Source organism: uncultured Aquimarina sp. (genome assembly GCF_947492965.1).
Classification (GTDB): Bacteria; Bacteroidota; Bacteroidia; order Flavobacteriales; family Flavobacteriaceae; genus Aquimarina.
Genome location: NZ_CANLOZ010000001.1, coordinates 245,768 through 268,278 on the forward strand (window position 1 = coordinate 245,768; position 22,511 = coordinate 268,278).

The window sequence follows — 22,511 nt, forward strand, 5'->3', positions numbered from 1 at the left end:
ATTATTAAAAAGAAATGATTTTTAACTCTTTAGCAATTTGTATGGCTTGGGTTCTTCGTTTGGCGCCTAATTTAACTAGAATGTTTGATACGTGTGTTTTTATCGTACTTTCTGAAACAAAAAGTTTGTTGGCAATTTCTTTATTCGATAAACCTAAAGCTATTTCGCATAAAACTTCATACTCTCGTTTACTCAGTCCAAGCTGTGTGATTTTTTTATGATCAATTTCTTTACCAGAAGTTTTGTTTTTATGAAGTACCTTTCTGTTGATCATTACTCCAATAACAAAAAAGATAATTGCTATAGCAGCTAGAATAAATTCAATAGAGGTATTGCCTGAAACAAAACTGTATTTACTTAACTTAAATAGGGTAAGCAATGCCAGTACTAAAGCTCCAAAAATAAAAACGGTTTTCTTCACATTATAAATGTAACAAAACTAAAGTTTAATTGCCTCTAGAAATTACCTTGCTAATTTTATTTTGAAAGTATGACAATTTCCTTTTGAAGATTTTCTTTTGCTTGCCTTTCAAAATTATCAAAGAAATAATCGGTCTTAAAAATACGAGGCATTTTTAGGAAATGTTTTAGCACTTCAATCCTTCCTTTGTTGTACATAAAATCTGGATAGTATTTGTACTCTTTTCTTACCTGTTTATAGTAGATTTCATAATCATGCCAACTACTTCCTAAAATTGAAAGATCAGCATCGGTAAAGTAATTAATATCATTGATTTCAGATATTTGATGTCCCTTTGTAGCGATGATAATTTCTGTACAGAGTTCAATTCTTTGTGGATCTATTCCTAATGATTCTAGAACTTCTTTTGCCTTTAAAGCACTTTGTTCTTCATTATCTTTTTTGAGAACATTATAAATATAATCATGATAGAAAATGGAAAACAAAATCATATCCCAATCAGCTATTTTGTCTTGTACAACGAGTAATTTCTGATATACATTTTCTAGGTGTGATAAGTTATGATAATAGCGATTTTTCTTATTGTGTTTTTTCAATATTTGACTCCAAAGAGCATCTATGACTTGAGAGTCATCAGAATAAGTAGAAACAAGTGTTGTGAAAATTTCCTTTAGCAAAATTGGGCTTTGATTTTATCTACAATTGTTTGTGCTAATTTTTCTTTAGATTCAATAGTCCACCCTGCAATATGCGGACTTAAGATAACATTATCGAATTGTAATAATTTTTTTAGAGGCTCTGGCATTTCGTTTTCTGAGGTAAATAGGTTTTCGAATGAAGATTTTTCATATTCTAACACATCCAATCCTGCACCTAAAATTTTTCCTGATTCCAAAGCATTCACCAAATCTTTAGTAACTACACTTCTTCCTCTTGCTGTATTAATAAGCCAAAATGGTTTTTTAAAGTTATCGATAAACGAAGCATTGACCATTTTATCGGTTAATGGAGTCCAAGGAGTATGTAGGCTCAACACATCTGTTTTCTCAAAGAGTTCTTCTAAGTCTACCTGTGTAGCATCACTATTTTCTACATCTTCTTTAATATCATAGCAAATTACTTCTACATCAAATCCTCTTAGTTTACGAGCAAATGCTCTCCCCATATTTCCGTATCCTATAATACCAACAGTTTTTAGATCCAATTCAATTCCACGATTCTCTTCTCGATTCCAAGCTCCTTTTCTTACCTGTTGGTCTGCGGTGTTTAATTTATTAAAAAGAGATAATAACATTCCTAATGCATGTTCTCCAACAGCATTTCGATTTCCTTCAGGTGCTGAAAAAAGTTGAATCCCTTTTTTCTGAGCGTACTCTATATCAATACTTTCTAAACCGGCTCCGACACGTCCTATGAATTTTAGATTTGTTGCTTTATCTATGAATGTTTTGTCAATTTTAAATCTACTTCTTATAATTACGCCATCATATCGATCTATTTTTTCTTCTATTTCAGATTTTATAGCTTCATAATCCTCATCATTTTGAAATCCTAGCGCTTCTAATTGTTTAATAAGTAAGGGATGATTTTCATCTATGTGTAATATTTTCATGAATAACTATTGGTTGACTTTTGATTTTATAAAAAGACACTTCGATGCTCAAAATACTTTTAGTTATACTCCAGCATCCACTTGGTCTACAAGATAAATTAATTCGTAAGGTATTCTTAAAAGGTCAAAAAATAGTTAATAAAAGATTAAAAGTATAACGAGTGTTAATTTTGTTGTATTACTATGTAGCTGAGGGAATAAAAATCGTTTTAACTCTATCTATGATTCCTTGGAGAATACTAAAAATTGCATCCGAAGAAAATCCTCCTATTAATGCTAATAAACTTTTATTAAATAGATTGATATTCTTACCATCTTCCTGGTAAAAGGAAATGATTTCTGACGAAATAATTCCAGCGATTATACCCAATATTATTAGAGCCGCATAATATATGGTGTCTTCAGGAACTAGTGTTCCATTTTTAACTGCTGTACTTGCATTTTTTAGCAGATAAAAAAGTACTCCTAATCCTGATATGGATGTTAAAAAACCAAGGTTGAGCAATAAAGAAATACCTTGATTCTCCATGATGCCTTTGTCCAGCGAATCATTATTTACTTCAGGAGAAATTCCTGTAACAATAAATGCGACTAGAAAGATTAAAGATAACAGTACTAGATTTCTTAGAATCGGTAATTTACTAAGGAAATTTTTCCCTTTACCTTGCTCTCTAATTTTTCTAATAAATTCAATAGATTTTGGAGTAGCAGGAGCAACGTTTTTGCATAATAAATTATGAGCATTGATAAGATCATCCACTGAACTATTTTGAATTAGTGTGTTTACCTCCGTATTAATTGTAATACCATTAAAAATGGCGTAGGATAACATATTGTTTATTTCATCGCTAAGAGTTTGAATGATGTTTTCCGATATTCCAGGAATTATTTTTGTTGTATTTGTCTCATTAGATGTATTAGAAGTAGGATTTTTTTCAACTGTAGTGGTCATATTGTTTTGAATTTTGAGCGTAGGTTTTAATAAGGTTAAAACTATAAAATAAGAATGAGGGAAAATATCGTATTTATACGTGTTTTTAGTGTTATGAAGATTATGCTTTTGAATAATAAGTGGTTTATGAAAACAATAATAATAGAGAGTTTATGCAATAAGTAAAGGGTACATCAGAGATCTGAGTTCCGGAGCTTATTTTGTTAAATTAGGCATGCCAAATAGTAAAAGATATAAGTTGATTAAAAACTAAAGAAAACCACATTTTTGGTAAGTATGATTTTATCGATAGCACTATTAATGAACTAATAATTCCTAGTAAACCACTTAAATTTTTAGGTGGTTTACACGTTTTTAAGATGAATTGATGAAGAAATTACCCTATTTTAACATATTATAAAAAAACACTACCTAAGTTATGTGAAACAAGTAATTTTATTTTGTAACTTGACCAAGATTTATAAAAAATAGCGGAAATTTTAGTTTTTTTTACTATACTTATAATGTACAAACCCAAAATTACTATACTATGAGAGTACTACTACTATTATCATTTGTTTTATCCCTACTTGTTTCTTGCAAGTCGCAACAGAAAAGCGAAGGCCTTACTGAAAATGAAGGCATCGAGTCGATAACAGAGGATGAACTACTTACTGGAAAAGTTCTAGGTAAGCGCAAGAAGAAAATGCAATATGTTGCTGTAAAACTGGTTGTCGACGAGAATACTTGTATGAAAGCCTACACTGACGAAGATGGACTGTATGATTTTTTGGTAAATCCTAGTAAGTTAAATGAGAATAGTTATTTCGAATTTGTATACAAGGGATATGTGAAAAAGCAAGTTCCTTATAGCGAAATAGCAAAAAATGGAACGGTTACATTAAGTACAAAGGGAGAGGTCGTAACCACTACAGATTATAGACTTTTTTATGAAGCCGTAAGGTCTTGTAAAGAAGAGCTATAAATTCTATATCAATACTATCTTTTTGATTTTAAGATCAGCATAATATGTGTGTTTACTTATTATGTTAAGGATATTTTATGCTTAGTTTTGGCGGATTTATAAATAGCTTCCACAATTCTAATATCTTTTATGCCTTCTTCTCCAGGAACAATCATATCAGTATTGTTTATGATAGAAAGTGAGTCATCATCCATCTGTTTGGCCTGCTGGTTAGCAATATAAGTATTCAGTTGTTTTCCATCACTTGTCGTTCCCTTTACGCCAGAATACATAGAAAATGGTTGCAATTGATACCAACCGTTGGCTGCATCAACATGAAGTCTATGCATATCATGACCTAAACTTGTTTTTCCGTATGCAATTGCGCCTGATGGAAATTCTAATGTAAAATGAGTAGTTTCATCAGTTTCTGTAAATATGTTTGGTCTAGTAGTCATTTGTTCAGCTACTACAGAAATAGGTTCTTCACCAGTGGCATATCGCGCAGCGTTTAAAGAATAAACTCCCAAGTCATACATTGTTCCACCACCTAATTTTGCATCTAATCTCCAGCTTTTTTTTGGATTTCCTACGTAATAACCTATTTCGGCATGAACGGTTTTTATTTTACCGTAAGGTTTAGTCGATGCCCATTGTATAACTTTTTGAGTATTGGGTTCATGCTGCATACGATATCCAATAGCTAGTTTCACTTTATTCTTTTGACATGCGTTTATAATGGATTGGCATTCTTCTTCGGTTTTCGCCATTGGTTTTTCACACCAAACGTGTTTTCCAGTATTAGCAGCTTTAATCGCATATTTAGCATGTAAACCTGTGGGTAAAACGATGTAAATAACATCTATGTCTGGATTGTTCGCTATGCGATCCATCGTTTCGTAGTTGTAAACATTTTTGTCGGGTATGCCATATTTTTGTTGCCAAATAGGAATTTTAGAAGGCGTTCCAGTAACGATTCCAGTAAGTTTGCAATGCTTGGTTAATTGCAAAGCAGGTGCTAACACAGTAGTACTATAGTTTCCAAGCGCGACAAGACATACGCCTAACTTTTTTTCAGATGAATTAGCAAGTAAATATTGAGAAGGAATAAGACTATATCCTGCAGCTAAACCAATATTACGTATAAAAGTTCTTCTATTTAAACTCATAACTCCAATAATTTAAGATTCAAGATAGATGCTTTTTATAAATCAAAAGCGTTTTCTAAATGTCAATATATTCAGATACAGTTCGTTCGGAAATGGTTTCTCCAGTATGTTTAGTGCTCGCCTTTTCGAATAGCAATAGGTGTACTTCTTCATTATCTTTTGTCGTAGGACAATGTTCAACACCTTTTGGGACCACAATAATTTCACCAGCTTCAACCTTTACAGTTTTATCTCTAAATTTCATATAAAGAGTTCCTTTTACTACCTGAAAAAGTTCATCTTCATCATCGTGTTTATGCCATACGAAATCACCACATACTTTTGCTAGGTAAATTTGATTATCATCTACGGTAGCAATACGATGTGGATGCCATTGCTTATTAAATTGCGAAAGTTTGTCTTTTATGTTTATCGCTTCCATGTTTTCGATTGATAAATTATTGATACGAAAACAAGGTACTTATTTCTTCGGTGATTCTGGTGGGTCTTAACGTTTCTTTATGTAGCAAACACCAAGAGGTTTTGGCTGTTATAATTACCTTTTTGGTTACTTTATTTACGATTTTGGTATGTCGTTCGCTTTTTGCACCACGATGATGATCAATCCAGGTGGTTATGATCAATTTTTCATTTTCAAAAGATGGATGGTGATATTCTATGTAATGATTAAGAACAACCCAAACATAGGTGTTTCTTAATTCGTTACTCGTTTTGGCTTCCCAATGTTTTTTGGCAATATCTTGTACCCATTGAAGATACGTTACGTTATTTACGTGATTCATATCATCAATTGCCGATGCAGGAACAGTAATATTATATTCAAATATTTCAGTATTCATATAAGAAGTAATGCATTGTTCTTCTGGAATAAGATACAATACTTAGCTGAATGTTACGGCTAAAATTCGAGGATTAATTTGGCAATATAAAAGAATAAGAAAATTCCAAAAATATCATTACTAGTGGTGATAAAAGGTCCGGTAGCAATGGCGGGATCTATTCCTCTTTTGTCTAAAATAATTGGTACGAAAGTGCCTATTAAAGCAGCTACAATAATTACGCTCATTAGCGAGATAGCAATGGTAAGACTAAAGGATATTTCGTATCCCATGATCATACCAAAAAGAATAATCAATAAAGCAAGAGCAGCACCGTTGATTAAGCTTAATCCAATTTCTTTTAATAAACGATTCCAAAGACTTCCTTTTACGTTGTCGTTGGCTAAACCTTGAACGATAATAGCAGAAGATTGTACACCTACATTACCTGCCATAGCGGCTATAAGAGGTGTGTAAAAGAATAGGTCTCGTATTTGGGGGTTGTTCATGACATCTTCAAAATCTTGCATGATAAAGACACTACCTAAACCACCAAAAAGTCCTAAAACTAACCATGGTAATCTTGCTCTTGTAAGCTCCCATACATTATCATCGGCTTCCACATCCTGAGAAATACCAGCTGCCATTTGATAATCTTTTTCGGCTTCATCTTTGATAAAATCAACCATATCATCAATGGTAATTCTACCTAATAAAACGGTCTCATTATCAACAACCGGAATTGCTTCCAAATCATATTTTTGCATAATCCTAGCAACTTCTTCTCCTTCAGTTGCTACATTTACATAATCTACTTTTGGAATATATACATCTTTAATATATGCCTTAGCAGAAGCAGTAAGTAAATCCTTTAGAGATAATCGTCCTTTAAGTCTACCTTCTTTATCAACTACATAAATAGAATGTACTCGGGTAACTTTTTCTGCTTGCCTACGCATTTCACGCACACAACCTGCTACTGTCCAAGTTTCTTTTACCTTCACTAATTCTTTAGCCATTAACCCACCAGCAGTATCTTCTTCATATAACAGCAGTTCTTTAATATCTTCTGCATGTTTTTCATCTTCTATTTCGGCAATTACTTCTTCTGCACGGTGATCAGGCAATTCGGCAATAATATCAGCGGCATCATCCGTATCCATTTCTTCTAACTCTTCCGCAATTTCTTTTACAGATAAGTTTTCTAAAATACGTTCACGAAAATCTTCTTCTAACTCCATAAGAGCCTCAGAAGTTTTTTCACTATCTAGTAGTTTTATAATGTAGGTTGCCTGATAAAGGTTGAGTTCGCCTATTATCTCTGCGATATCTGCAAAATGAATTTCTTCAAGCATTTCTTGCAAATGAACATTCCCTTCCGTTTCCACAAGGTGCTTCACTTGGTCAATAAATTTATCGGAAATCTCAAATGCCATAGGATATTCGTTTATAGGAATTCTTTACAAACGCTCACAAAGATAACCAAAGAAATGAATTGCACTTTACAATGATGTTAAATGAATTAATTCACTGTTTTTTCTATGAGTAAGGTAAGCTCTATAAATTGAGTGACATCTAATTGTTCAGGTCTTTTGGTGAACAAGTCCATTTCTTTAATATCATCAGGTAGTTGAAATGTTTTTAAACTATTTCTTAAGGTTTTTCTACGTTGACCAAAAGCCGTCTTTACCACACTAAAAAATAGTTTTTCGTTACATGGCAGTGTATAGTTTTCCTTTCTGATCAAACGCAAGACCCCACTATCCACCTTTGGTGGAGGATTAAAAACAGATGGAGGCACGGTAAATAGGTACTCAGCATCATAAAACGCTTGAGTTAATACAGATAAAATACCATATGTTTTACTTCCTGGTTTTTCACAAATACGTTGGGCAACTTCTTTTTGAAACATGCCTGTAAATTCAGGAATTATTTCTCTTTTTTCTAAGGTTTTAAAGACTATTTGTGAGGATATATTATATGGAAAATTACCAGTTATCGCAAAAGGTTCGTTATCAAATAAAGTATCGAGATCAAATCGTAAAAAATCCGCTTCGATCACGGTAAAGCTACCCTTTCCATTTCTTATTTCTGGATGTTCCAAAGGGAAATTAGTATTGAGATATTCAATAGATTCTGTGTCCAAATCCATAGCAACCAGATTGAGATCTTTCTGGAGTATGTATTTGGTGAGTACGCCCATTCCAGGGCCAATCTCAATAACATTAATATAGTTATTTAGCGTTAGAGTATCACTTATTTTTCTCGCTATATTTTCATCTTTTAAAAAATGCTGTCCCAAATGTTTTTTAGCACGTACAGCAGTTTTCTCATAATTGATTTTATCATGAGAACTATGCTTTTTATTTTTTTTAAATTTAGATGACATGCTATGATGGATTTAATTTCTCTAAAAGAGTCTCTTCGATTTCTAATCGATCTTTTTTTCTAAACCAGGAAATTTCAAGATCAATCTTATTTCCTTGTTTGGTTAGTAAATACGGTTCTGAACCTCCTTTTGCGCTATGAAAACTAGCTATAATTTCATAAGGAATTTCCTGACGTCCAATACGCATATACTTCTCGTGAAAGCTTATCGATGGATTATTAGATCTAATAATTAAAAATGCTGCTATTAAAAATGAAGTACCAAGAATACCAACAACAATTTTTTCGAATAGTGAACTTTCTATAAAAAATGAGACGATATTAATGAATAGGCTTATAATAAATACCGCAAAGCCAGCACAAACAATGAGACCGAAAATTTTGATAGCATATAGTATGGACGCATGATATGTCTTCACAAATCTATTTTTAATTGTTTTTTAGGTATGAATTAGTGTTCACTAATAATTTCTAGTTCCGTTCTGAAAGCAACAAAGTGACCAGCAAACCTATTGGATTTGGCACGCAATTGCTCGGCATTTTCTTGATAGTATTTCTCTAAAGTTTGCTTACTGTCGGTAGTATACTGCACCGAATAAGTAATACCACCCATTTCTTCATCTACCAAAACTTTAGTCATTAGTGCTTTACTAAATTTTCCTGTTGCCAACATATCTGGAATATGCTCGCTTTTCATCCATTGTAACCATTCTTCGTTTTTGGATTCTTCAATATTGATAGTTACGTTATATATGTACATGCGAATATTCTTCTTTATTATTGCTACACCAAAAATTATTGGTAGCAGGCAAAGGTACGAAGAAGCTAAGACCTACTATTACTTCTTAGTTAATATTTAAAAGTGACAAGGGATTAAAAGCGAATCTAATTTATAGCATCACCACGTAGTGCACGATATTTTTTTCTCGCATCTACAAAATAGATACTATCTGCATGATTAAAGATGAGCTTTTCGTACAATTCTTTTGCTTTCTCTGGTTGGTTTAGTTGGTTTACGTAGAGCTCAGCCAACCAATAATAAGCATCATCTACTAAAATGTCATCAGGATAGAATTCTATAATTTTTAGATAATTTACCTTCGCTTTTTCAAATTCCTGTTCTTTTTCGAATAATTTAGCTTGTCTCAGAAAGGCTTCATCTTCTATCTTTTCTCCTTTATGATTGACTAAAATTTCTTCATATTTGGCAATAGCTTCTAGGTTTTTATTCTGAAAAGATAATAAGTCTCCCTTTGCAAAAATCTTAAGAGCTGTTTGTGTAGAATCTTCTAATGAATTGTCACTAATAATGAGACTCAATTCCATAGCATCATTTGCGATCAACTGAGAAGTTGATGATTTTAAAACATCCAGTTGAGTTTGCGCCCATGCAAAATCCCCTTTATAATAGCTGGTTTTTGCGACTTTAAAACGTGCATCTTGAGCAAGAAAATTATTTTTTAGGGCATTTTGTACCTGAGAATAATAAATCAATGCTTGATTAAACTTTTGGTCCAATACTAAGATATCCGCAATTTTCATTTTTGCTCTAGATGATTGAAATCTGGATAGTTTTTCTTCCTTTAGTAAGCGTTTTAAAAAATCAATTGCTTGTTGCTTTTCATCCTGATTAAAAGCTAAGAAATGAGCATAGTCTATTTGTAATCCGATAGTCTCTCGAGATTTTCCATAGGTGTTAAATACTTCGGTATACTGTTTATTAATTTCTTTATAGTCTTTTTTCTCTGCCAGATCTGTTTTTGCTTTTAGAATGATCTTATGAGCAGTAAGTTTCATGTCGTTTCCAGCGGGAGCTTTAAGGATATAATCCAAAATTTGCGTTGCTGATTTAATGTCTTTATCGCCAATGGCAATTCTCGCAAGACCGATAATACCTTGCAGACCTTCATCTTTACGTTTGTAAATTGCTTTTTCTTGCACGAAAGCTTTTTTAAAATCCTTTTGCTGCACAAAAAGCCAACTGAGCATTTCGTTATAGATGATATCTGGATTTTGTTGTAGTTTTTTAATCAATAATTTTCTGAATATAACATTAGCTTCGTTAAAAGGATCTTCAGTTATATATTGACTAAAATTTCGCTGAACAATATTTTTGTAATTAGGTTGTAAAATGAGTAACGAAAGGTAACTATTAAACATCTTTTCTAGTTTTCCTTGTTCTCCATAGATTTTAGCAAGTTGTACGTTGAAATTAGAACCTGGATTAGAGGCCATACCTCTCTCATAGATCAAAGCAGCTTGATCCAAAAGGTTATATTTTTCAAAAGTCTGTGCTAGAGAATAAGCAGCATTTACATTATTACTATTAAATATTTTAATAGCCTTATCATAATACATTTTTGCTTTTTCTGGGTTTCCCTGAACTTCATAATGATGACCAAGTTCCACTAACAATTGCGCATTACTGGGTTTTCGCTCAATCTGCTTTTTCAGAATTTCTTCTGCTTTATCAAATTGTTCTAACTGCTGATGAGCTTCTACAAGACCTAATAAATAAGTAGTTCTATTTGGGTTTCTAGAATGAAGCTTTTGATAAATAGAAAGTGCTTTTTCATATTGACCTTGCTGCACATAGTTCTTTGCCAATTGTTCGGATTGACCGAAAACAGGTGTTAAGAAAGCAAAAAATATAATGATAGCAATAAAGCGCATTCTGCAAGTTTTTTTGTAAATATAGCAAAATGCGCTTTGATATAATGTTATAGATACTGTTAAACTAGTATGCTAACAATCCAATATAGTATGTGTTAATCAATGTATTCGAATCCACAATAAGGAACCAACACATCCGGAATTTTGATTCCATTAGGTGTTTGATAGTTTTCTAGAATTCCAGCAAGTACTCTCGGTAAAGCTAAAGAACTACCATTTAGGGTATGCGCTAATTGGTTTTTACCATTACTATCTTTGTATCTAAGTTTTAAACGATTTGCCTGATAAGATTCAAAATTTGATACAGAACTAATTTCTAACCAACGATCCTGAGCGGTAGAAAAAACTTCAAAATCATAAGTTAGTGCAGAAGTAAAACCAATATCACCACCGCATAATCTCAAAATTCTGTAAGGTAATTTAAGTTCGTTCAAAATTTCTTTTACATGAGCGACCATTCCATCTAATGCTTCATAAGAGTTTTCTGGTTTTTCAATACGAACAATCTCTACTTTGTCAAATTGATGTAAACGGTTTAATCCTCTTACATGAGCTCCATAAGACCCTGCTTCTCTTCTAAAACAAGGTGTGTATCCAGTACAAGTAATCGGAAGATCATTTTCATTTACTAAATTATCTCTAAATAAATTTGTTACAGGCACTTCTGCCGTAGGTATCAGGTATAGATCATCTGCAGTTACATGATACATCTGACCTTCCTTATCTGGTAATTGACCGGTTCCATATCCAGAAGCTTCATTTACCAAGTGAGGTACTTGGTACTCTTTATAACCAGCCGCAGTGTTTTTATCTAAAAAGTAACTAATTAGTGCACGTTGTAGTCGCGCTCCTTTTCCTTTATATACTGGGAATCCAGCTCCTGTAATTTTTACTCCAAGCTCGAAATCTATAATATCATATTTCTTCGCCAATTCCCAATGTGGTAATGCACCTTCTTCTAGCACAGGAATTTCTCCTTCTCTAAACACTTCTTCATTATCTTCATCACTTTGTCCATTGGGTACAGAATCATGTGGGATATTTGGAATCGTATACAAAAGTTCTGTAAGTTCTGTTTTTACCTCTGGAAGTCGCTGTTCCAGAGAATTCATACTTTCCTTTATTTGAGAAGCTTTTTCTTTTAAAATATTAGCCTTTTGTTGTTCTCCATTTTTAAATAAAAAACCAATTTCTTTATTTAATTTATTAGAATCAGCTTTTATGGTATCTAATTTAGATTGCGTAGCACGACGTTCTTCATCTAGACTGATGACTTTTTCTAATATCTCAGCAGCATCAAAATTTCTTTTGGCTAGAGCTTTAACGTACTCCTCTTTATTGGCTATGATTTGTTGTGCAAGTAACATGTGTTTTGTTTTGGGCGATTCCACTCGCTTTCCTCGTGGTCGGGCTATTCGCTATATCTTTTGTTTTTTCCTTCGACAAGCTCAGAATAATAAAACAAAAGGATGTCGCTACTATCCCTTTCGCATTAAAGAAGCAAATTTAAATAAAGATAGAAAACGAGCATAGTATTATGTGGGTAAAAATTAGTATGGATCGATGAAAAATGTAATCAAGTAAACCAGACTTTATCTTTTTATAATTTTTGATGATATTCAAGGGGTAATACTTTGATTTACACATTCTTTTAATCGATAAAAAATGTTTTTTTATCGATTAAATAATTTTTTATTTTGAAGTTTTTTCTTACATTTATAAAAGGAATAATCAATACACACCCCCAACATGAAACCATTATATTTTTTATTTACCGTATTTTTTATTCACACAATCTCTGCTCAGAATCTGGATGATAAGGACGTAATTATTGCAGATTTCACCAAAGGATATAATTATCTTTCTCCATCGATGATTTTTGATCTATTAGACGAAAAGTATCAAGAGAAAATGACTATGGAAGAAATTGATCGTTTTCTGGATAGTACAAATCAAACTCTTGGAATGATAGAAGACTGTCGAATGATTTCTGAAAAGGATGGAGAAAAATCATACATTATGCAAGCAGAAAAATCCTCGATGATCATGAAGTTTGAGTTTTCTGAGGACAATAAAATCACGCATTACGAAAAAGAAGTTTTAGCAGCTTCCATTCCGACTTTTTAGGTTTTTATTATTGCTGAGATACCTTGCAAAAAGATTAAAAATTATAATTTAGATGAGTGTGGTAATAATCATACTCATTTTTTTATAAATGATTTTTTGGTATTCCTTTGATTTACAATAAAAAAGAACTTTTGTTTTACTTTATACTTTTTTGTTAGTGAGAAATGCGTTCCGTTCTTGGTAACATTTATGATCTTTGTGTTATTAATAACAAACACACATCATCTCAAAATTTAGTTGCCACTTATGATAAATAAGTATTCATTATTACCTCTACTATTTCAGCTATTCGTACTTTTTTATTGCACAAACTCCAATTCCCAAATAGCCAAGGACAGTCCAACTGCTATACAATTTTTTAAAAAAGCGGATTCGTTATTACAGCAAAAAAGTTTTAAGAAATCCATAGAGTATTTCAAAGAAGCACGGAAAATATACAAACGAAATCAGGATTGGGAGGGACTTGCTCTTTCCGAATGTAAGTTGTCTGAAAGCTATAGGAATGTTTTTGTTTTAGATAAAGCCTTATCCCACGTAGAAAGTGCTTTGCAGATATGTGAACATAAAATACCTGAAAACTTTGTGATAAGAGCAAAAGCCTTAGATAATTTAGGATCTTATTATGTGGTAGGTAAGTCTGATTTTGATTTAGCAAAAAAACACTACGATTTGGCCTTAGAATTGAGAACAAAAAATCTCTCTATTAATCACTATGATTTTGCTAAGTCATACTTTAATTTAGGAACAGTATATACTTCCAAAGGAAGTTATAAAGATGCTATTAGTTATTTTGAAAAGGCCTTAGATTTAGAGCATAAAACTAATGGTTCGAAAGCAATTAATACAATCGAGATTTATCGCCAGATAGGGAATGTTTTCTTTGAGCAAGGTATGTATGACAAGACCTTGGAATATCTAGAGAAATCAATAGCAATTGCAAATGAGGTATACAAACCCGATAATTTCCATTTTGTCGACTTATATAACAATATTGGTTTGATGTATAAGTATAATAATGAGTATAACAGAAGTCTTGAGTACTTTACAAAATCATTGCATCTTAGTGAACTACACATGGGTAAAAATCATCCTGATCAAGTTCAAATGCATTATAATATCGGTGATGTTTATTATATGCAAAATAATAAGGAAAAAGCATTATTCCACATCAATAAAACAATCAATATAGGAGAGGGTGTATTCGGTGCTGATTTTCCAATGTTAGCCTTACCTTATAGCATAAAAGGGTTGTTGATTAGAGGAGAACATGGCATTACTTACATTAAAAAAGCACTTGATTTAGCACGCAAGGCTTATGGAGAACAAAACGTTCGAACTAGTTATTTCTATTCTTACACTAGTGAACTTTATATGGAAATAGGACAGTATAAAAAAGCTATTGAGTATGCTAATAAAGCACTCGATATTCGTTTAAAAGGCTTTGGTGTTAATAGCTTTTATGTGGTAGAATCTTATATCCTTATGGCTGACATAGAAACGAAAGCAAATGCTTATGATAAAGCGTTGGGATATCTTGAAAAAGCAATTATGGCTAATAATAAATCCGAGACCAGTGATTTATTCGATGATGAAGAATTTGACAGTTATGTGAGTTTAACCAGATTGTTGAAGTCCTTGGAACAGAAGGGATTGGTTCTGCGAAGGAAGTATAGAGAGGAAAATGATCTAGAGTTACTTAAAGAAAGTATAGATACTTATGCAAAGGCAGATAGATTGATAGAAGTAATAAGAAAAACACAATATCACAAAGAAGATAAGATAACATTTGCTCAGGATGTTAAAAATGTTTTTCATGGAGGTATTGCTACTCAATTACTACGAAACAGCAATAAAGATCTAACCATAGAAAGGGCTTTTGGTTATGCAGAAAGTAGCAAAGCAAATTTGCTAAAAGAATTATTGAATGAAGCAAACGCTAAAGGATTTTCAGAGCTTCCGGAAGAGCTGTTGGCTTACGAAAAGAAGCTAAGAGAAGAGTTGTCCTCTGTCAAATCTAAATATTACAATTTAATAGGAACAGAAAATAAAGATAGTACTAAAGTATCTGAAATAAATACTGTAATTGGTGATATTTCTAGGCGTCAGGATTCATTAAAAAAGTCCTTGGAAATTCAGTATCCAAGATATTATAGTTTAAAATATGATGACAATCTACTTTCCATATCAGATGTTCAAAAACATTTAGGTGAACAAAGAACACTTGTAGAGTATTTTATGGCAGATGATAAGATGTATTCTTTTGTAATAACTAAAAACACAGCAAATGTAAAAGAACTTGCTGGAGAAAAAATTAATAAAAAAATAAAGGAATTTAGATCTGCTATTCTAGATAAAGATAAAGAAGCGTATAAAACTTTAGCGTATGAACTATATGAACAACTTTTATTACCGATAAAAGAATATATTGTTGGAAATCAACTTATAATTGTGCCGGATGAATCCTTATGGCATTTAAATTTTGAACTGCTATTAACTTCAGATTTGGGAACGAGCGATTATCAAGAATTACCATATTTGCTAAAGGATTATGCTATAAGTTATGCTAATTCTGCTAGTCTTTTGTTTGGAAAATTTTTGAAAGAGAAGGAATCACATGGCCTAAGAAAAGAATGTTTGGCATTTTCTTTTTCTAATCCAGATTCTTCTTTAAATGAAGGCAATGTGGTAGATTTTGAACTGTTACGGAATAGTGATGATGACCTTCCTGGTACGCGAAAGGAAATAAAAAGTATTGCGAATCTAGTTAAAGGGCGTTATTTTTATGGAGATCAAGCTATCGAGCGCAACTTCAAAAATAATATTTCTTCCTATAATGTGGTTCATTTAGCACTCCATGGAGAAGTGGATCATCAAAACCCAGATAATTCCAGAATTTATTTTACCAAAACCAAAGATTCATTAGAAGATAATATTCTTTATAGTCATGAATTGTACTCACTCGAGATTCCGGCGGAGTTAACCGTGTTAAGTGCTTGTAATACTGGAATGGGGAAGGTCGCTAAAGGAGAAGGGATTTTAAGCTTAGGGACTGCTTTTCAATATGCAGGAACAAAAAGTTTATTGCTTACTAGTTGGGAAGTATCAGATAAAACTACGCCTATAATAATACAAAGCTTTTATAGTAACCTTACTAAAGGAATGAATAAAGCTATAGCCTTGCAACAAGCAAAATTAGAATATCTGGAAACTACAGATGTTTTTACAAAAGACCCTTTTTATTGGGGAGGCTTTTTTTTATTAGGGGATTATAGTACTATTACATTTGAAACACCCAGTACAAATAACTGGAAGTGGTTCTTTTTGTTAGGATTTTTAGTTATAGGTATATTTTTCTTCCTGAAAAGAAAATTAATAAGATGATTCGCTTAATTGTATCTCATGATCTTTGTGATTAGGAATTACGAGATATCTTTTAGCGGCTATAAGATCATCTTGATCTAAATAAATTAATCCCATATACCACTGCGCTTCTTTGGATAGCTTTTCTGAGGGATAATTTTTCAAAGAATCTAATATCTGCAATGCTTTTTTGGAATGTCCTGTTTTATACGTAGCAAGAGCTTTTATTAAAAGAACATCTTCATAATATGTATACGAATTATCTAAATCTTTTAATTGCTCAAGCACTGACTGATAATTTTTCTTTTTATAAGATTTAAAGGCATTAATTACTAGTTTTTTTGGATTGTCTTCAACATTGTTTCTTACTAGATAATCACTAAAACCGACATTCTTATCCCAAGCATTTTTTGCTAAAACTTTGAGATTAATTTCGGATGATGAAACCGAGAAATACCAAGATGTTACTAATATTACAATTGTAGCAGCAATAGCCGCAATTAATTTCCAGGATTGTTTTTGGTTCACTGATGGATTCTCAGAAATTAATTGTTTCCATTTTTCAGAGCGTTGTTCTTGCTCTTGGTTAGGATAATGTTCTTTAATAATACCTATACTAAGACGATATTTCGTTACCTTAATCGCAAAGTCAGGATCATTTTGAAATCTTTGATCAAACGCCTCCATTTCTTTTTCAGAAAGGTCAAGGTCAAAATACCGAGTAATTAATGCTATATCGTTATCCTCTATCTTCTTCATCTTAACGTTGTTTATGAGCTATTAGTTGATCAAATATTTCATATACCTTTTTAATAAGTCTTTTTTTGCAATTATATTTTGCTTGCACAAGAGCTTGATAATTTCCAAATCCTAATTCTTGTTGTAAATCTTTTAATTTAATTTCAGGATTTATTTCCGACTGCATTAGCATTTTACATTTGTCGGATAAGGCATCTAATGCTTGTGATAATGCTTTGTTTTGTAGCCATTCCTGTTCGAGATCTTCTATAGAGTCATTGCTATATGTATTATTAGATTGTTCTCGGTTACTCAACAAATGTAAATCGTCTTTTAATGCAAAGGAATTCCATGGATTCCTCTTATTCATTAGCCAGTTGTTTTTACACATTTGATAAATGTATCCCAAACTATTTATTGGTAAGTTTTCTTCTTGAATAACGAAACGTTCCCAAAACTTTTGCATAGCCGAAATAAATATCTCTTCAGTTTCTTGTGGAGATTTAGTTAGTGATAAAAGTCTTGGTTGTAATCGCTTAAAAAGATCCTTGAAAAAGTAGTCAAATGGCAGTTCATTTCCTTGCCTCGCTTGTTCAACAATCTTTTCAAGTTTATTTCTATTCATATAAGGGTAAATTTCTTTAAAACAATTAAACGGTGATCAAATCTATTGATTAAAGACAACCTTTATGGATCATTGTTTCAAAAGGATACAAAGCTAATCAAAAAATAAAAATCAAAAAATATTGATAAAAGCTGTTATGTTTTTTAGTTCCTGCATTACTACCATAGAACCCTATCTGAAAATTCATTTTGTAGGGGATTGATAAATGAATTGACATATACCTTGAGTGTCATAAAATGTTCAAGGATTTAATCATTTTAAAATAATTACTAATGAAGAAATCATTGTTAAACTTAGGAAGAGCTTTAAACAGAAACGAACAAAAACAAATCAAAGGAGGTATTTCGTTTACCGATTCTGAAGATATCTGCGCTGGTGGAGGAGACGTGTATACTGGAGAAGGGCGTCCTAGAGGATGTGCGTGTACTAGCAATTCTGATTGCGGTACAGGAAGATGTGATTTGGATGCTGGTTTTGGAAGACAAGGTGTTTGCGCTTAATTTTTAAATCAAAACTTTTAGAATCATGAAAAAAACATTGTTAGAGTTTGGTAAAACAATCAGTAAATCAGAACAAAAAGAGATCCATGGAGGAAGACTTGCTTTTGTGGCTTGTGGATGTTCTTCAGATTACATTTTAGAAGGTGGAGAGTTTGTTAATGGAAGAGAATGTTCTTTCGTTGCAAATGGAACTGCTTGGGGAGATCCTTTTCCAGGAGGACGTTGTTTTGGTAGTGTTGTTAATGGACAATGCTGCGTTTAAAACCATATAATTCTTAAATAAACAAATAAACTATTAAAACCATGAAAAAGTCATTATTAGAATTTGGCAAGAAATTGAGTAAATCAGAGCAATTACAAATTAATGGAAAAGGAAACATTTACTGGTGTGCTGGCGGGAACGCACATACTACAAATCAGTGGTGTCCTGTTCGATGCTTTATGGGTAATTGTCTATTATAATTAATGTAGTAAATAAGAGCTTCGATTTATGAAGCTCTTATCTTAAAAAATTATTATAAACATCACAACAAGTTAGGTCTATGGCGACCTAAAAGATGGTTTTAGATTTGAAACCACACTTTAAATGCAGTAGAATAGTAAAATTTTAAAATAGAAAATAAAAGTCATTGAGTTCTCACTTCTTTATTTTTTAAATTATTATTTCCAAGTATTCTTAAAATTACTTCAAGTACATATTCGAAACTATAATCGAATAAAAAAGGTACCACATCTTCTTTTGGTACGATTTTCAGGGAATTTACACTTTACTTCGGGGAGCTTTACGCTTATATCAGAATAATTTATCTCATTGGTTTTGTAGGATATATCTATTTTTGAGAGTGTATTTTGAAAAAAAAGACACAGCCCTGAGTGTCGAAAAAGGGTCAGGGATTAATTAACTCACTAAATTGTTTAGGAATGAAAAAATCCTTGTTAACCTTCGGGAAAGAATTAAGTAAATCTCAACAACTACAAATTAATGGAAAAGGGGGAGGCTTCTGGTGTGCAGGAGGAAATGCTCCAGCAGATGCTCCAAGATGTCCAGTGCCTTGCTTTATGGGTAATTGTTTTCTGTAATTGAATAAGATTAATTTTTAAGTTTTAAATATGAAAAAATCATTGTCCATTTTAGGTAAAGTATTGACTAGAAAAGAACAACAACAAATCGCAGGAAGTCGTCTAATCGCTATAGTTACAACTTGTATCGGAACAGGTACTGGCGGAGTGGGTTCTGTTGGGCACTCAAGTGCTTGCGTAGGTCGTGAACAGGATGAGAGTTGTACCATCAACGGACATGCCGCAGCTTGCACAGGTATCGGTGGAGGTTTTTGGTTTTATTAATAAAAAGACTAAGCATCTTTAATAGAATACCGTTTTCAAAGATGGTAATTAACAGGGATTATTACGCGAAATGTTTTAATAACAAATAAACTAGTACATTATGAAAAAATCATTATTAAGCTTTGGAATAGTGCTTACTAAAAATGCTCAAAAACAAATCAATGGAGGTTTTTCGCAAGATTGTCCAACCGTAGATTTTATTTGTGACAATGTTAGTTGTTGTTACCTTTTTAGTGATACTATACCTATTCAGTGTATTCCAGAATTTTGTTTGTATTCTTAATAAGATTCATAGTCAAATCATCAAACAACAGTAATTATATACAAATCATTAATTCATTATTTTATGAAAAAATCAATTCAAGCTTTAGGTAAAATTTTAGAGAAATCAGAACAAAAAAATATTAATGGAGGGTTACTTCCTATAGCAGTGGACAGATGCAGAGCGCCATATTTTTCTTCGGATGGAACTTGCGAGCCTGGCTATTATATCACAGGGCATTGTATATGTTGTAAATTATAGTAGGAGAATACTTTAATTTATTATTGCCGCCTGCTATATGTAGGCGGCTTTTTTATGTGAAATAGATTTGGTATTTAAGTTTATCACAAGTTGTAAATATTACAATTCGTTTAAGTCATAATTACTTTTTGATTTCAAAACTTGGGTTCTAAATTTTGAAGGTGTGATTTTTTCAAAGCGTTGAAAAGTTCTGTTAAAGCTGGTCTTAGAGTTAAAACCGCATTCCAGAGCAATAGCCAATAGTGTATATTTAGAAAATGAAGGGTTTATAATCTTTTTCTTTACTTCTTCTACTCTAAATTGATTTACATAATCATAAAAACTAACATTCATATGTTGGTTCAGTAAGTAGGATAGCTTTTTGTCAGAGATGTTGAGTTTTTCGGATACTGACTTTAAGGATAATTCGGGTGTTAGATAACATTTTTGTTCGCGAATAATGATTTCTAGTCGTTTGAATAAAATATCCAATTCTTCTGGATCATGTGTGATTTTGGTTTGATGAGAACTAGATTCTTCTGTACTCTGTTCGTGTATGACATCTTCTTTTTTTAATAAGAATTCTGGTAATAATACCTTTGTTTGTGAAATACCTTTGTATGCTAAATACACAATTAAAAAGACCACGAAAACGGCAATAATTCCGATTGCAGAAGTGATATCACCGAATAGTACTTCGTAAATAGTTATAGAAATATCAATACCTATAATAACAATTGTACCATATAAAAAAATCTGTAACCAGTCTAAATCCTTGGAGTTGATATTTGAATAATAGAACTTCACAAGTTTTTTTGTTTTTGACAAAACGATAAGTGCTAGTATACAATAAATTAGTGAGTAGATATTGCTAAGTGCCCAAAGGTTTTCGAGACCAATTCTAAGATGGGTAAAGGGTTCAGAGTTATTTATGAGACTAATTAGCTTAGGAATACTAGCAAAAAGAAGATAGAGGAAAGGAATAATGAAGTGTTTGTAATTGTTTTTAAAAACATGCTTACTAGGAAAAAAGATTGTTTTTACATATAGATATAAACAGGGGCCTACGCTTGTTGGAAGAGTATCTTGAAACAAGAACATAGCATAAAAAATAATTTTACTTTCGTTAATAAAGCCTAAAAAACTTATTTGCGTAAAAAGTATCCATAAAAAGATGATAAAAAGTACTTTGAAATGAAGTTCTTTTCTACCATTTTTCCATAAAATATAAAGAAGTAAAGAGTTGGAAAGAATTCCTAAGTGTAGTGTGAAAATCATTTAAAATTTGTTCAAAATATGAATGCGATAGGTTCGTTAATAATAACCTACTTGGTTAACAAGCTATGCACTATAGACAAACTGTTTTAATCTATCGGACCATGCTTATTAATGAGACCTCTTAACCAAGGCCTACTTTTAGTTTATGCAAAAACCTAATAATATGTTACCGTAAATTTCCCCTTTTGTATTTTGGGATTTTTCGAGAAGAACAATATTGAAAGTTTACCTTTATTAAAGAGGATTAAAAACCGCTATAAAGTCATTTGTAATATAGCTCTTTAAAATAGCTGTGTATTTAATATTGTATATTTATCTATAATATGATTACATCTACAACAAAAAACTTTCTGGTGTCATTATTTTCTTGGATGGGTTTTCTATATAGAAATCGTAAAACCAGAAAATATACTTTGTTGCCTCTAATAATAATAGCTGTTGGCTTTTTTATCCCTCAAAAAATGGTAATTCCTGTTCATGGTGCAACCATAAAAGATTGGGATGATAATTCTTTTTGGGCGTATCCTTGGGGAAGTTCTGTAACACACAAGGGAATCGATATATTTAAAGAGAAGGGAACCGATGTAATATCTGCTACTTACGGTTTAGTGATTTACACTTATGAAGGTGGGAAAGGAGGGAAAACGGTTATGGTGTTAGGACCTAAGTGGCGTTTTCATTATTATGCGCATTTAGATCAAGTGGAGGCTTTTCCTTTTCAGCCGTTAAAATTAGGAACCAAATTAGGAACTGTTGGTAATACTGGGAATGCTATCGGGAAACCACCACATTTACATTATTCAATTACGACACCTTTTCCTTATTGGTGGTTAAGAGATCCAAACGTTATTCAAGGAAATCGTAAGATGTTTTATCTAGATCCTGATACTTGGTTGAGACCCTAAACTATATAAAAAAAGCTATGCGAGATGCATAGCTTTGACATAATATGACGATGCGAAATTTTGGGGATCAATATGTTTAAGTATTACTGTATGTTTCTTTCTAGTGGCAACTCCTGGTTACTTATTTTATGTTTCATACAAACTGTACTATTTTTT

Annotated in this window: 27 protein-coding genes; 11 read left to right on the plus strand and 16 right to left on the minus strand. The window is 32.0% G+C overall.

Annotated elements, in window-relative coordinates; translation table 11 throughout:
* Positions 1-4: 4 nt before the first annotated feature.
* The 4 genes from Q1B37_RS01155 to Q1B37_RS01170 all read right to left on the minus strand — a co-directional run bounded on the left by Q1B37_RS01155 (position 5) and on the right by Q1B37_RS01170 (position 2,985).
* A complete protein-coding gene (locus Q1B37_RS01155) occupies positions 5-421 on the minus strand; it encodes a response regulator transcription factor (protein ID WP_299604262.1) in 417 nt (138 codons plus the stop codon).
* A 56-nt stretch (positions 422-477) separates the two neighbouring features.
* A complete protein-coding gene (locus Q1B37_RS01160) occupies positions 478-1,098 on the minus strand; it encodes a hypothetical protein (protein WP_299894505.1) in 621 nt (206 codons plus the stop codon).
* Complete coding sequence (locus Q1B37_RS01165; protein WP_299894508.1) at positions 1,092-2,033, minus strand: 2-hydroxyacid dehydrogenase; 942 nt, start codon at positions 2,031-2,033, stop codon at positions 1,092-1,094. Before Q1B37_RS01165 ends, Q1B37_RS01160 begins: the two co-directional genes overlap by 7 nt.
* Positions 2,034-2,214: 181 nt before the next feature.
* A complete protein-coding gene (locus Q1B37_RS01170) occupies positions 2,215-2,985 on the minus strand; it encodes a hypothetical protein (RefSeq protein ID WP_299894511.1) in 771 nt (256 codons plus the stop codon).
* A 529-nt stretch (positions 2,986-3,514) separates the two neighbouring features.
* On the opposite strand from Q1B37_RS01170, the gene Q1B37_RS01175 reads away from it, so the two are divergent.
* Positions 3,515-3,949 carry a hypothetical protein gene (locus Q1B37_RS01175; protein WP_299604254.1) on the plus strand — a complete coding sequence of 145 codons (435 nt, stop codon included), beginning with the start codon at positions 3,515-3,517 and terminating at the stop codon, positions 3,947-3,949.
* A gap of 59 nt (positions 3,950-4,008) precedes the next feature.
* Here Q1B37_RS01175 and Q1B37_RS01180 read toward each other — a convergent pair whose 3' ends face one another.
* The 9 genes from Q1B37_RS01180 to serS all read right to left on the minus strand — a co-directional run bounded on the left by Q1B37_RS01180 (position 4,009) and on the right by serS (position 12,343).
* Complete coding sequence (locus Q1B37_RS01180; RefSeq protein ID WP_299894514.1) at positions 4,009-5,097, minus strand: Gfo/Idh/MocA family oxidoreductase; 1,089 nt, start codon at positions 5,095-5,097, stop codon at positions 4,009-4,011.
* A 55-nt stretch (positions 5,098-5,152) separates the two neighbouring features.
* On the minus strand, positions 5,153-5,518 hold the full coding sequence (locus Q1B37_RS01185) for a cupin domain-containing protein (protein ID WP_299604250.1): 366 nt from the start codon (positions 5,516-5,518) through the stop codon (positions 5,153-5,155).
* A gap of 16 nt (positions 5,519-5,534) precedes the next feature.
* Complete coding sequence (locus tag Q1B37_RS01190; RefSeq protein ID WP_299604248.1) at positions 5,535-5,936, minus strand: acyl-ACP thioesterase domain-containing protein; 402 nt, start codon at positions 5,934-5,936, stop codon at positions 5,535-5,537.
* Between the two features lie 59 nt (positions 5,937-5,995).
* Positions 5,996-7,351 (minus strand): magnesium transporter, encoded by a 1,356-nt coding sequence (mgtE, locus tag Q1B37_RS01195; RefSeq protein ID WP_299604246.1) that lies wholly within the window; start codon positions 7,349-7,351, stop codon positions 5,996-5,998.
* A gap of 86 nt (positions 7,352-7,437) precedes the next feature.
* Positions 7,438-8,304, minus strand: a complete 867-nt coding sequence (gene rsmA, locus Q1B37_RS01200; protein ID WP_299894517.1) for a 16S rRNA (adenine(1518)-N(6)/adenine(1519)-N(6))-dimethyltransferase RsmA — start codon at positions 8,302-8,304, stop codon at positions 7,438-7,440.
* A 1-nt stretch (position 8,305) separates the two neighbouring features.
* Positions 8,306-8,722, minus strand: coding sequence for a hypothetical protein (locus Q1B37_RS01205; protein ID WP_299894520.1), 417 nt, complete (start codon positions 8,720-8,722; stop codon positions 8,306-8,308).
* A gap of 32 nt (positions 8,723-8,754) precedes the next feature.
* Entirely contained in the window at positions 8,755-9,063 is a 309-nt protein-coding gene (locus Q1B37_RS01210) for a DUF4286 family protein (protein ID WP_299604239.1), read from the minus strand.
* A 125-nt stretch (positions 9,064-9,188) separates the two neighbouring features.
* Positions 9,189-10,976, minus strand: a complete 1,788-nt coding sequence (locus Q1B37_RS01215; RefSeq protein WP_299894523.1) for a tetratricopeptide repeat protein — start codon at positions 10,974-10,976, stop codon at positions 9,189-9,191.
* 95 nt (positions 10,977-11,071) lie between these two features.
* On the minus strand, positions 11,072-12,343 hold the full coding sequence (gene serS / locus Q1B37_RS01220; protein ID WP_299604235.1) for a serine--tRNA ligase: 1,272 nt from the start codon (positions 12,341-12,343) through the stop codon (positions 11,072-11,074).
* 382 nt (positions 12,344-12,725) lie between these two features.
* Here serS and Q1B37_RS01225 point away from each other — a divergent pair, with 382 nt between their 5' ends.
* Complete coding sequence (locus Q1B37_RS01225; protein WP_299604232.1) at positions 12,726-13,103, plus strand: hypothetical protein; 378 nt, start codon at positions 12,726-12,728, stop codon at positions 13,101-13,103.
* Between the two features lie 246 nt (positions 13,104-13,349).
* Positions 13,350-16,484 (plus strand): CHAT domain-containing protein, encoded by a 3,135-nt coding sequence (locus Q1B37_RS01230; protein WP_299894526.1) that lies wholly within the window; start codon positions 13,350-13,352, stop codon positions 16,482-16,484.
* On the opposite strand, the gene Q1B37_RS01235 is transcribed toward Q1B37_RS01230, so the two are convergent.
* Positions 16,473-17,222, minus strand: coding sequence for a hypothetical protein (locus Q1B37_RS01235; protein ID WP_299894529.1), 750 nt, complete (start codon positions 17,220-17,222; stop codon positions 16,473-16,475). The genes Q1B37_RS01230 and Q1B37_RS01235 overlap by 12 nt on opposite strands.
* Before the next feature lies 1 nt (position 17,223).
* Positions 17,224-17,826 (minus strand): hypothetical protein, encoded by a 603-nt coding sequence (locus Q1B37_RS01240; RefSeq protein ID WP_299894531.1) that lies wholly within the window; start codon positions 17,824-17,826, stop codon positions 17,224-17,226.
* A gap of 272 nt (positions 17,827-18,098) precedes the next feature.
* Between Q1B37_RS01240 and Q1B37_RS01245 the strand changes: the two genes are divergently transcribed.
* The 7 genes from Q1B37_RS01245 (at position 18,099) to Q1B37_RS01275 (ending at position 20,193) form a co-directional block, all read left to right on the plus strand.
* Positions 18,099-18,326 (plus strand): hypothetical protein, encoded by a 228-nt coding sequence (locus tag Q1B37_RS01245; protein ID WP_299894533.1) that lies wholly within the window; start codon positions 18,099-18,101, stop codon positions 18,324-18,326.
* Between the two features lie 25 nt (positions 18,327-18,351).
* Positions 18,352-18,588 (plus strand): hypothetical protein, encoded by a 237-nt coding sequence (locus tag Q1B37_RS01250; protein WP_299604217.1) that lies wholly within the window; start codon positions 18,352-18,354, stop codon positions 18,586-18,588.
* Positions 18,589-18,629: 41 nt separating this feature from the next.
* Positions 18,630-18,788, plus strand: coding sequence for a hypothetical protein (locus tag Q1B37_RS01255; RefSeq protein WP_299604214.1), 159 nt, complete (start codon positions 18,630-18,632; stop codon positions 18,786-18,788).
* A gap of 459 nt (positions 18,789-19,247) precedes the next feature.
* Entirely contained in the window at positions 19,248-19,406 is a 159-nt protein-coding gene (locus tag Q1B37_RS01260; protein ID WP_299894536.1) for a hypothetical protein, read from the plus strand.
* A 30-nt stretch (positions 19,407-19,436) separates the two neighbouring features.
* Positions 19,437-19,670 carry a hypothetical protein gene (locus Q1B37_RS01265; RefSeq protein ID WP_299894538.1) on the plus strand — a complete coding sequence of 78 codons (234 nt, stop codon included), beginning with the start codon at positions 19,437-19,439 and terminating at the stop codon, positions 19,668-19,670.
* 100 nt (positions 19,671-19,770) lie between these two features.
* Positions 19,771-19,953 carry a hypothetical protein gene (locus Q1B37_RS01270; protein WP_299894541.1) on the plus strand — a complete coding sequence of 61 codons (183 nt, stop codon included), beginning with the start codon at positions 19,771-19,773 and terminating at the stop codon, positions 19,951-19,953.
* A 63-nt stretch (positions 19,954-20,016) separates the two neighbouring features.
* The gene (locus Q1B37_RS01275) at positions 20,017-20,193 is read left to right on the plus strand and encodes a hypothetical protein (protein ID WP_299894543.1); all 177 of its coding nucleotides are present in this window, start codon (positions 20,017-20,019) and stop codon (positions 20,191-20,193) included.
* A 99-nt stretch (positions 20,194-20,292) separates the two neighbouring features.
* Here the strand turns inward: Q1B37_RS01275 and Q1B37_RS01280 are convergent, their stop codons facing one another.
* A complete protein-coding gene (locus Q1B37_RS01280; protein WP_299894545.1) occupies positions 20,293-20,979 on the minus strand; it encodes an AraC family transcriptional regulator in 687 nt (228 codons plus the stop codon).
* 824 nt (positions 20,980-21,803) lie between these two features.
* Here Q1B37_RS01280 and Q1B37_RS01285 point away from each other — a divergent pair.
* The gene (locus tag Q1B37_RS01285) at positions 21,804-22,355 is read left to right on the plus strand and encodes a M23 family metallopeptidase (protein WP_299894548.1); all 552 of its coding nucleotides are present in this window, start codon (positions 21,804-21,806) and stop codon (positions 22,353-22,355) included.
* Positions 22,356-22,511: the final 156 nt, after the last annotated feature.

Bases quoted from the DNA above. Each gene is read 5' to 3' on its own strand.
- Q1B37_RS01215 (WP_299894523.1), bottom strand. From the start codon at position 10,976: ATGCGCTTTATTGCTATCATTATATTTTTTGCTTTCTTAACACCTGTT.
- Q1B37_RS01265 (WP_299894538.1), top strand. From the start codon at position 19,437: ATGAAAAAATCATTGTCCATTTTAGGTAAAGTATTGACTAGAAAAGAA.
- Q1B37_RS01175 (WP_299604254.1), top strand. From the start codon at position 3,515: ATGAGAGTACTACTACTATTATCATTTGTTTTATCCCTACTTGTTTCT.
- Q1B37_RS01245 (WP_299894533.1), top strand. From the start codon at position 18,099: ATGAAGAAATCATTGTTAAACTTAGGAAGAGCTTTAAACAGAAACGAA.
- serS (WP_299604235.1), bottom strand. From the start codon at position 12,343: ATGTTACTTGCACAACAAATCATAGCCAATAAAGAGGAGTACGTTAAA.
- Q1B37_RS01180 (WP_299894514.1), bottom strand. From the start codon at position 5,097: ATGAGTTTAAATAGAAGAACTTTTATACGTAATATTGGTTTAGCTGCA.
- Q1B37_RS01225 (WP_299604232.1), top strand. From the start codon at position 12,726: ATGAAACCATTATATTTTTTATTTACCGTATTTTTTATTCACACAATC.
- Q1B37_RS01255 (WP_299604214.1), top strand. From the start codon at position 18,630: ATGAAAAAGTCATTATTAGAATTTGGCAAGAAATTGAGTAAATCAGAG.
- rsmA (WP_299894517.1), bottom strand. From the start codon at position 8,304: ATGTCATCTAAATTTAAAAAAAATAAAAAGCATAGTTCTCATGATAAA.
- Q1B37_RS01210 (WP_299604239.1), bottom strand. From the start codon at position 9,063: ATGTACATATATAACGTAACTATCAATATTGAAGAATCCAAAAACGAA.
- Q1B37_RS01185 (WP_299604250.1), bottom strand. From the start codon at position 5,518: ATGGAAGCGATAAACATAAAAGACAAACTTTCGCAATTTAATAAGCAA.
- mgtE (WP_299604246.1), bottom strand. From the start codon at position 7,351: ATGGCATTTGAGATTTCCGATAAATTTATTGACCAAGTGAAGCACCTT.
- Q1B37_RS01235 (WP_299894529.1), bottom strand. From the start codon at position 17,222: ATGAAGAAGATAGAGGATAACGATATAGCATTAATTACTCGGTATTTT.
- Q1B37_RS01165 (WP_299894508.1), bottom strand. From the start codon at position 2,033: ATGAAAATATTACACATAGATGAAAATCATCCCTTACTTATTAAACAA.
- Q1B37_RS01250 (WP_299604217.1), top strand. From the start codon at position 18,352: ATGAAAAAAACATTGTTAGAGTTTGGTAAAACAATCAGTAAATCAGAA.
- Q1B37_RS01240 (WP_299894531.1), bottom strand. From the start codon at position 17,826: ATGAATAGAAATAAACTTGAAAAGATTGTTGAACAAGCGAGGCAAGGA.
- Q1B37_RS01230 (WP_299894526.1), top strand. From the start codon at position 13,350: ATGATAAATAAGTATTCATTATTACCTCTACTATTTCAGCTATTCGTA.
- Q1B37_RS01170 (WP_299894511.1), bottom strand. From the start codon at position 2,985: ATGACCACTACAGTTGAAAAAAATCCTACTTCTAATACATCTAATGAG.
- Q1B37_RS01190 (WP_299604248.1), bottom strand. From the start codon at position 5,936: ATGAATACTGAAATATTTGAATATAATATTACTGTTCCTGCATCGGCA.
- Q1B37_RS01275 (WP_299894543.1), top strand. From the start codon at position 20,017: ATGAAAAAATCAATTCAAGCTTTAGGTAAAATTTTAGAGAAATCAGAA.
- Q1B37_RS01270 (WP_299894541.1), top strand. From the start codon at position 19,771: ATGAAAAAATCATTATTAAGCTTTGGAATAGTGCTTACTAAAAATGCT.
- Q1B37_RS01260 (WP_299894536.1), top strand. From the start codon at position 19,248: ATGAAAAAATCCTTGTTAACCTTCGGGAAAGAATTAAGTAAATCTCAA.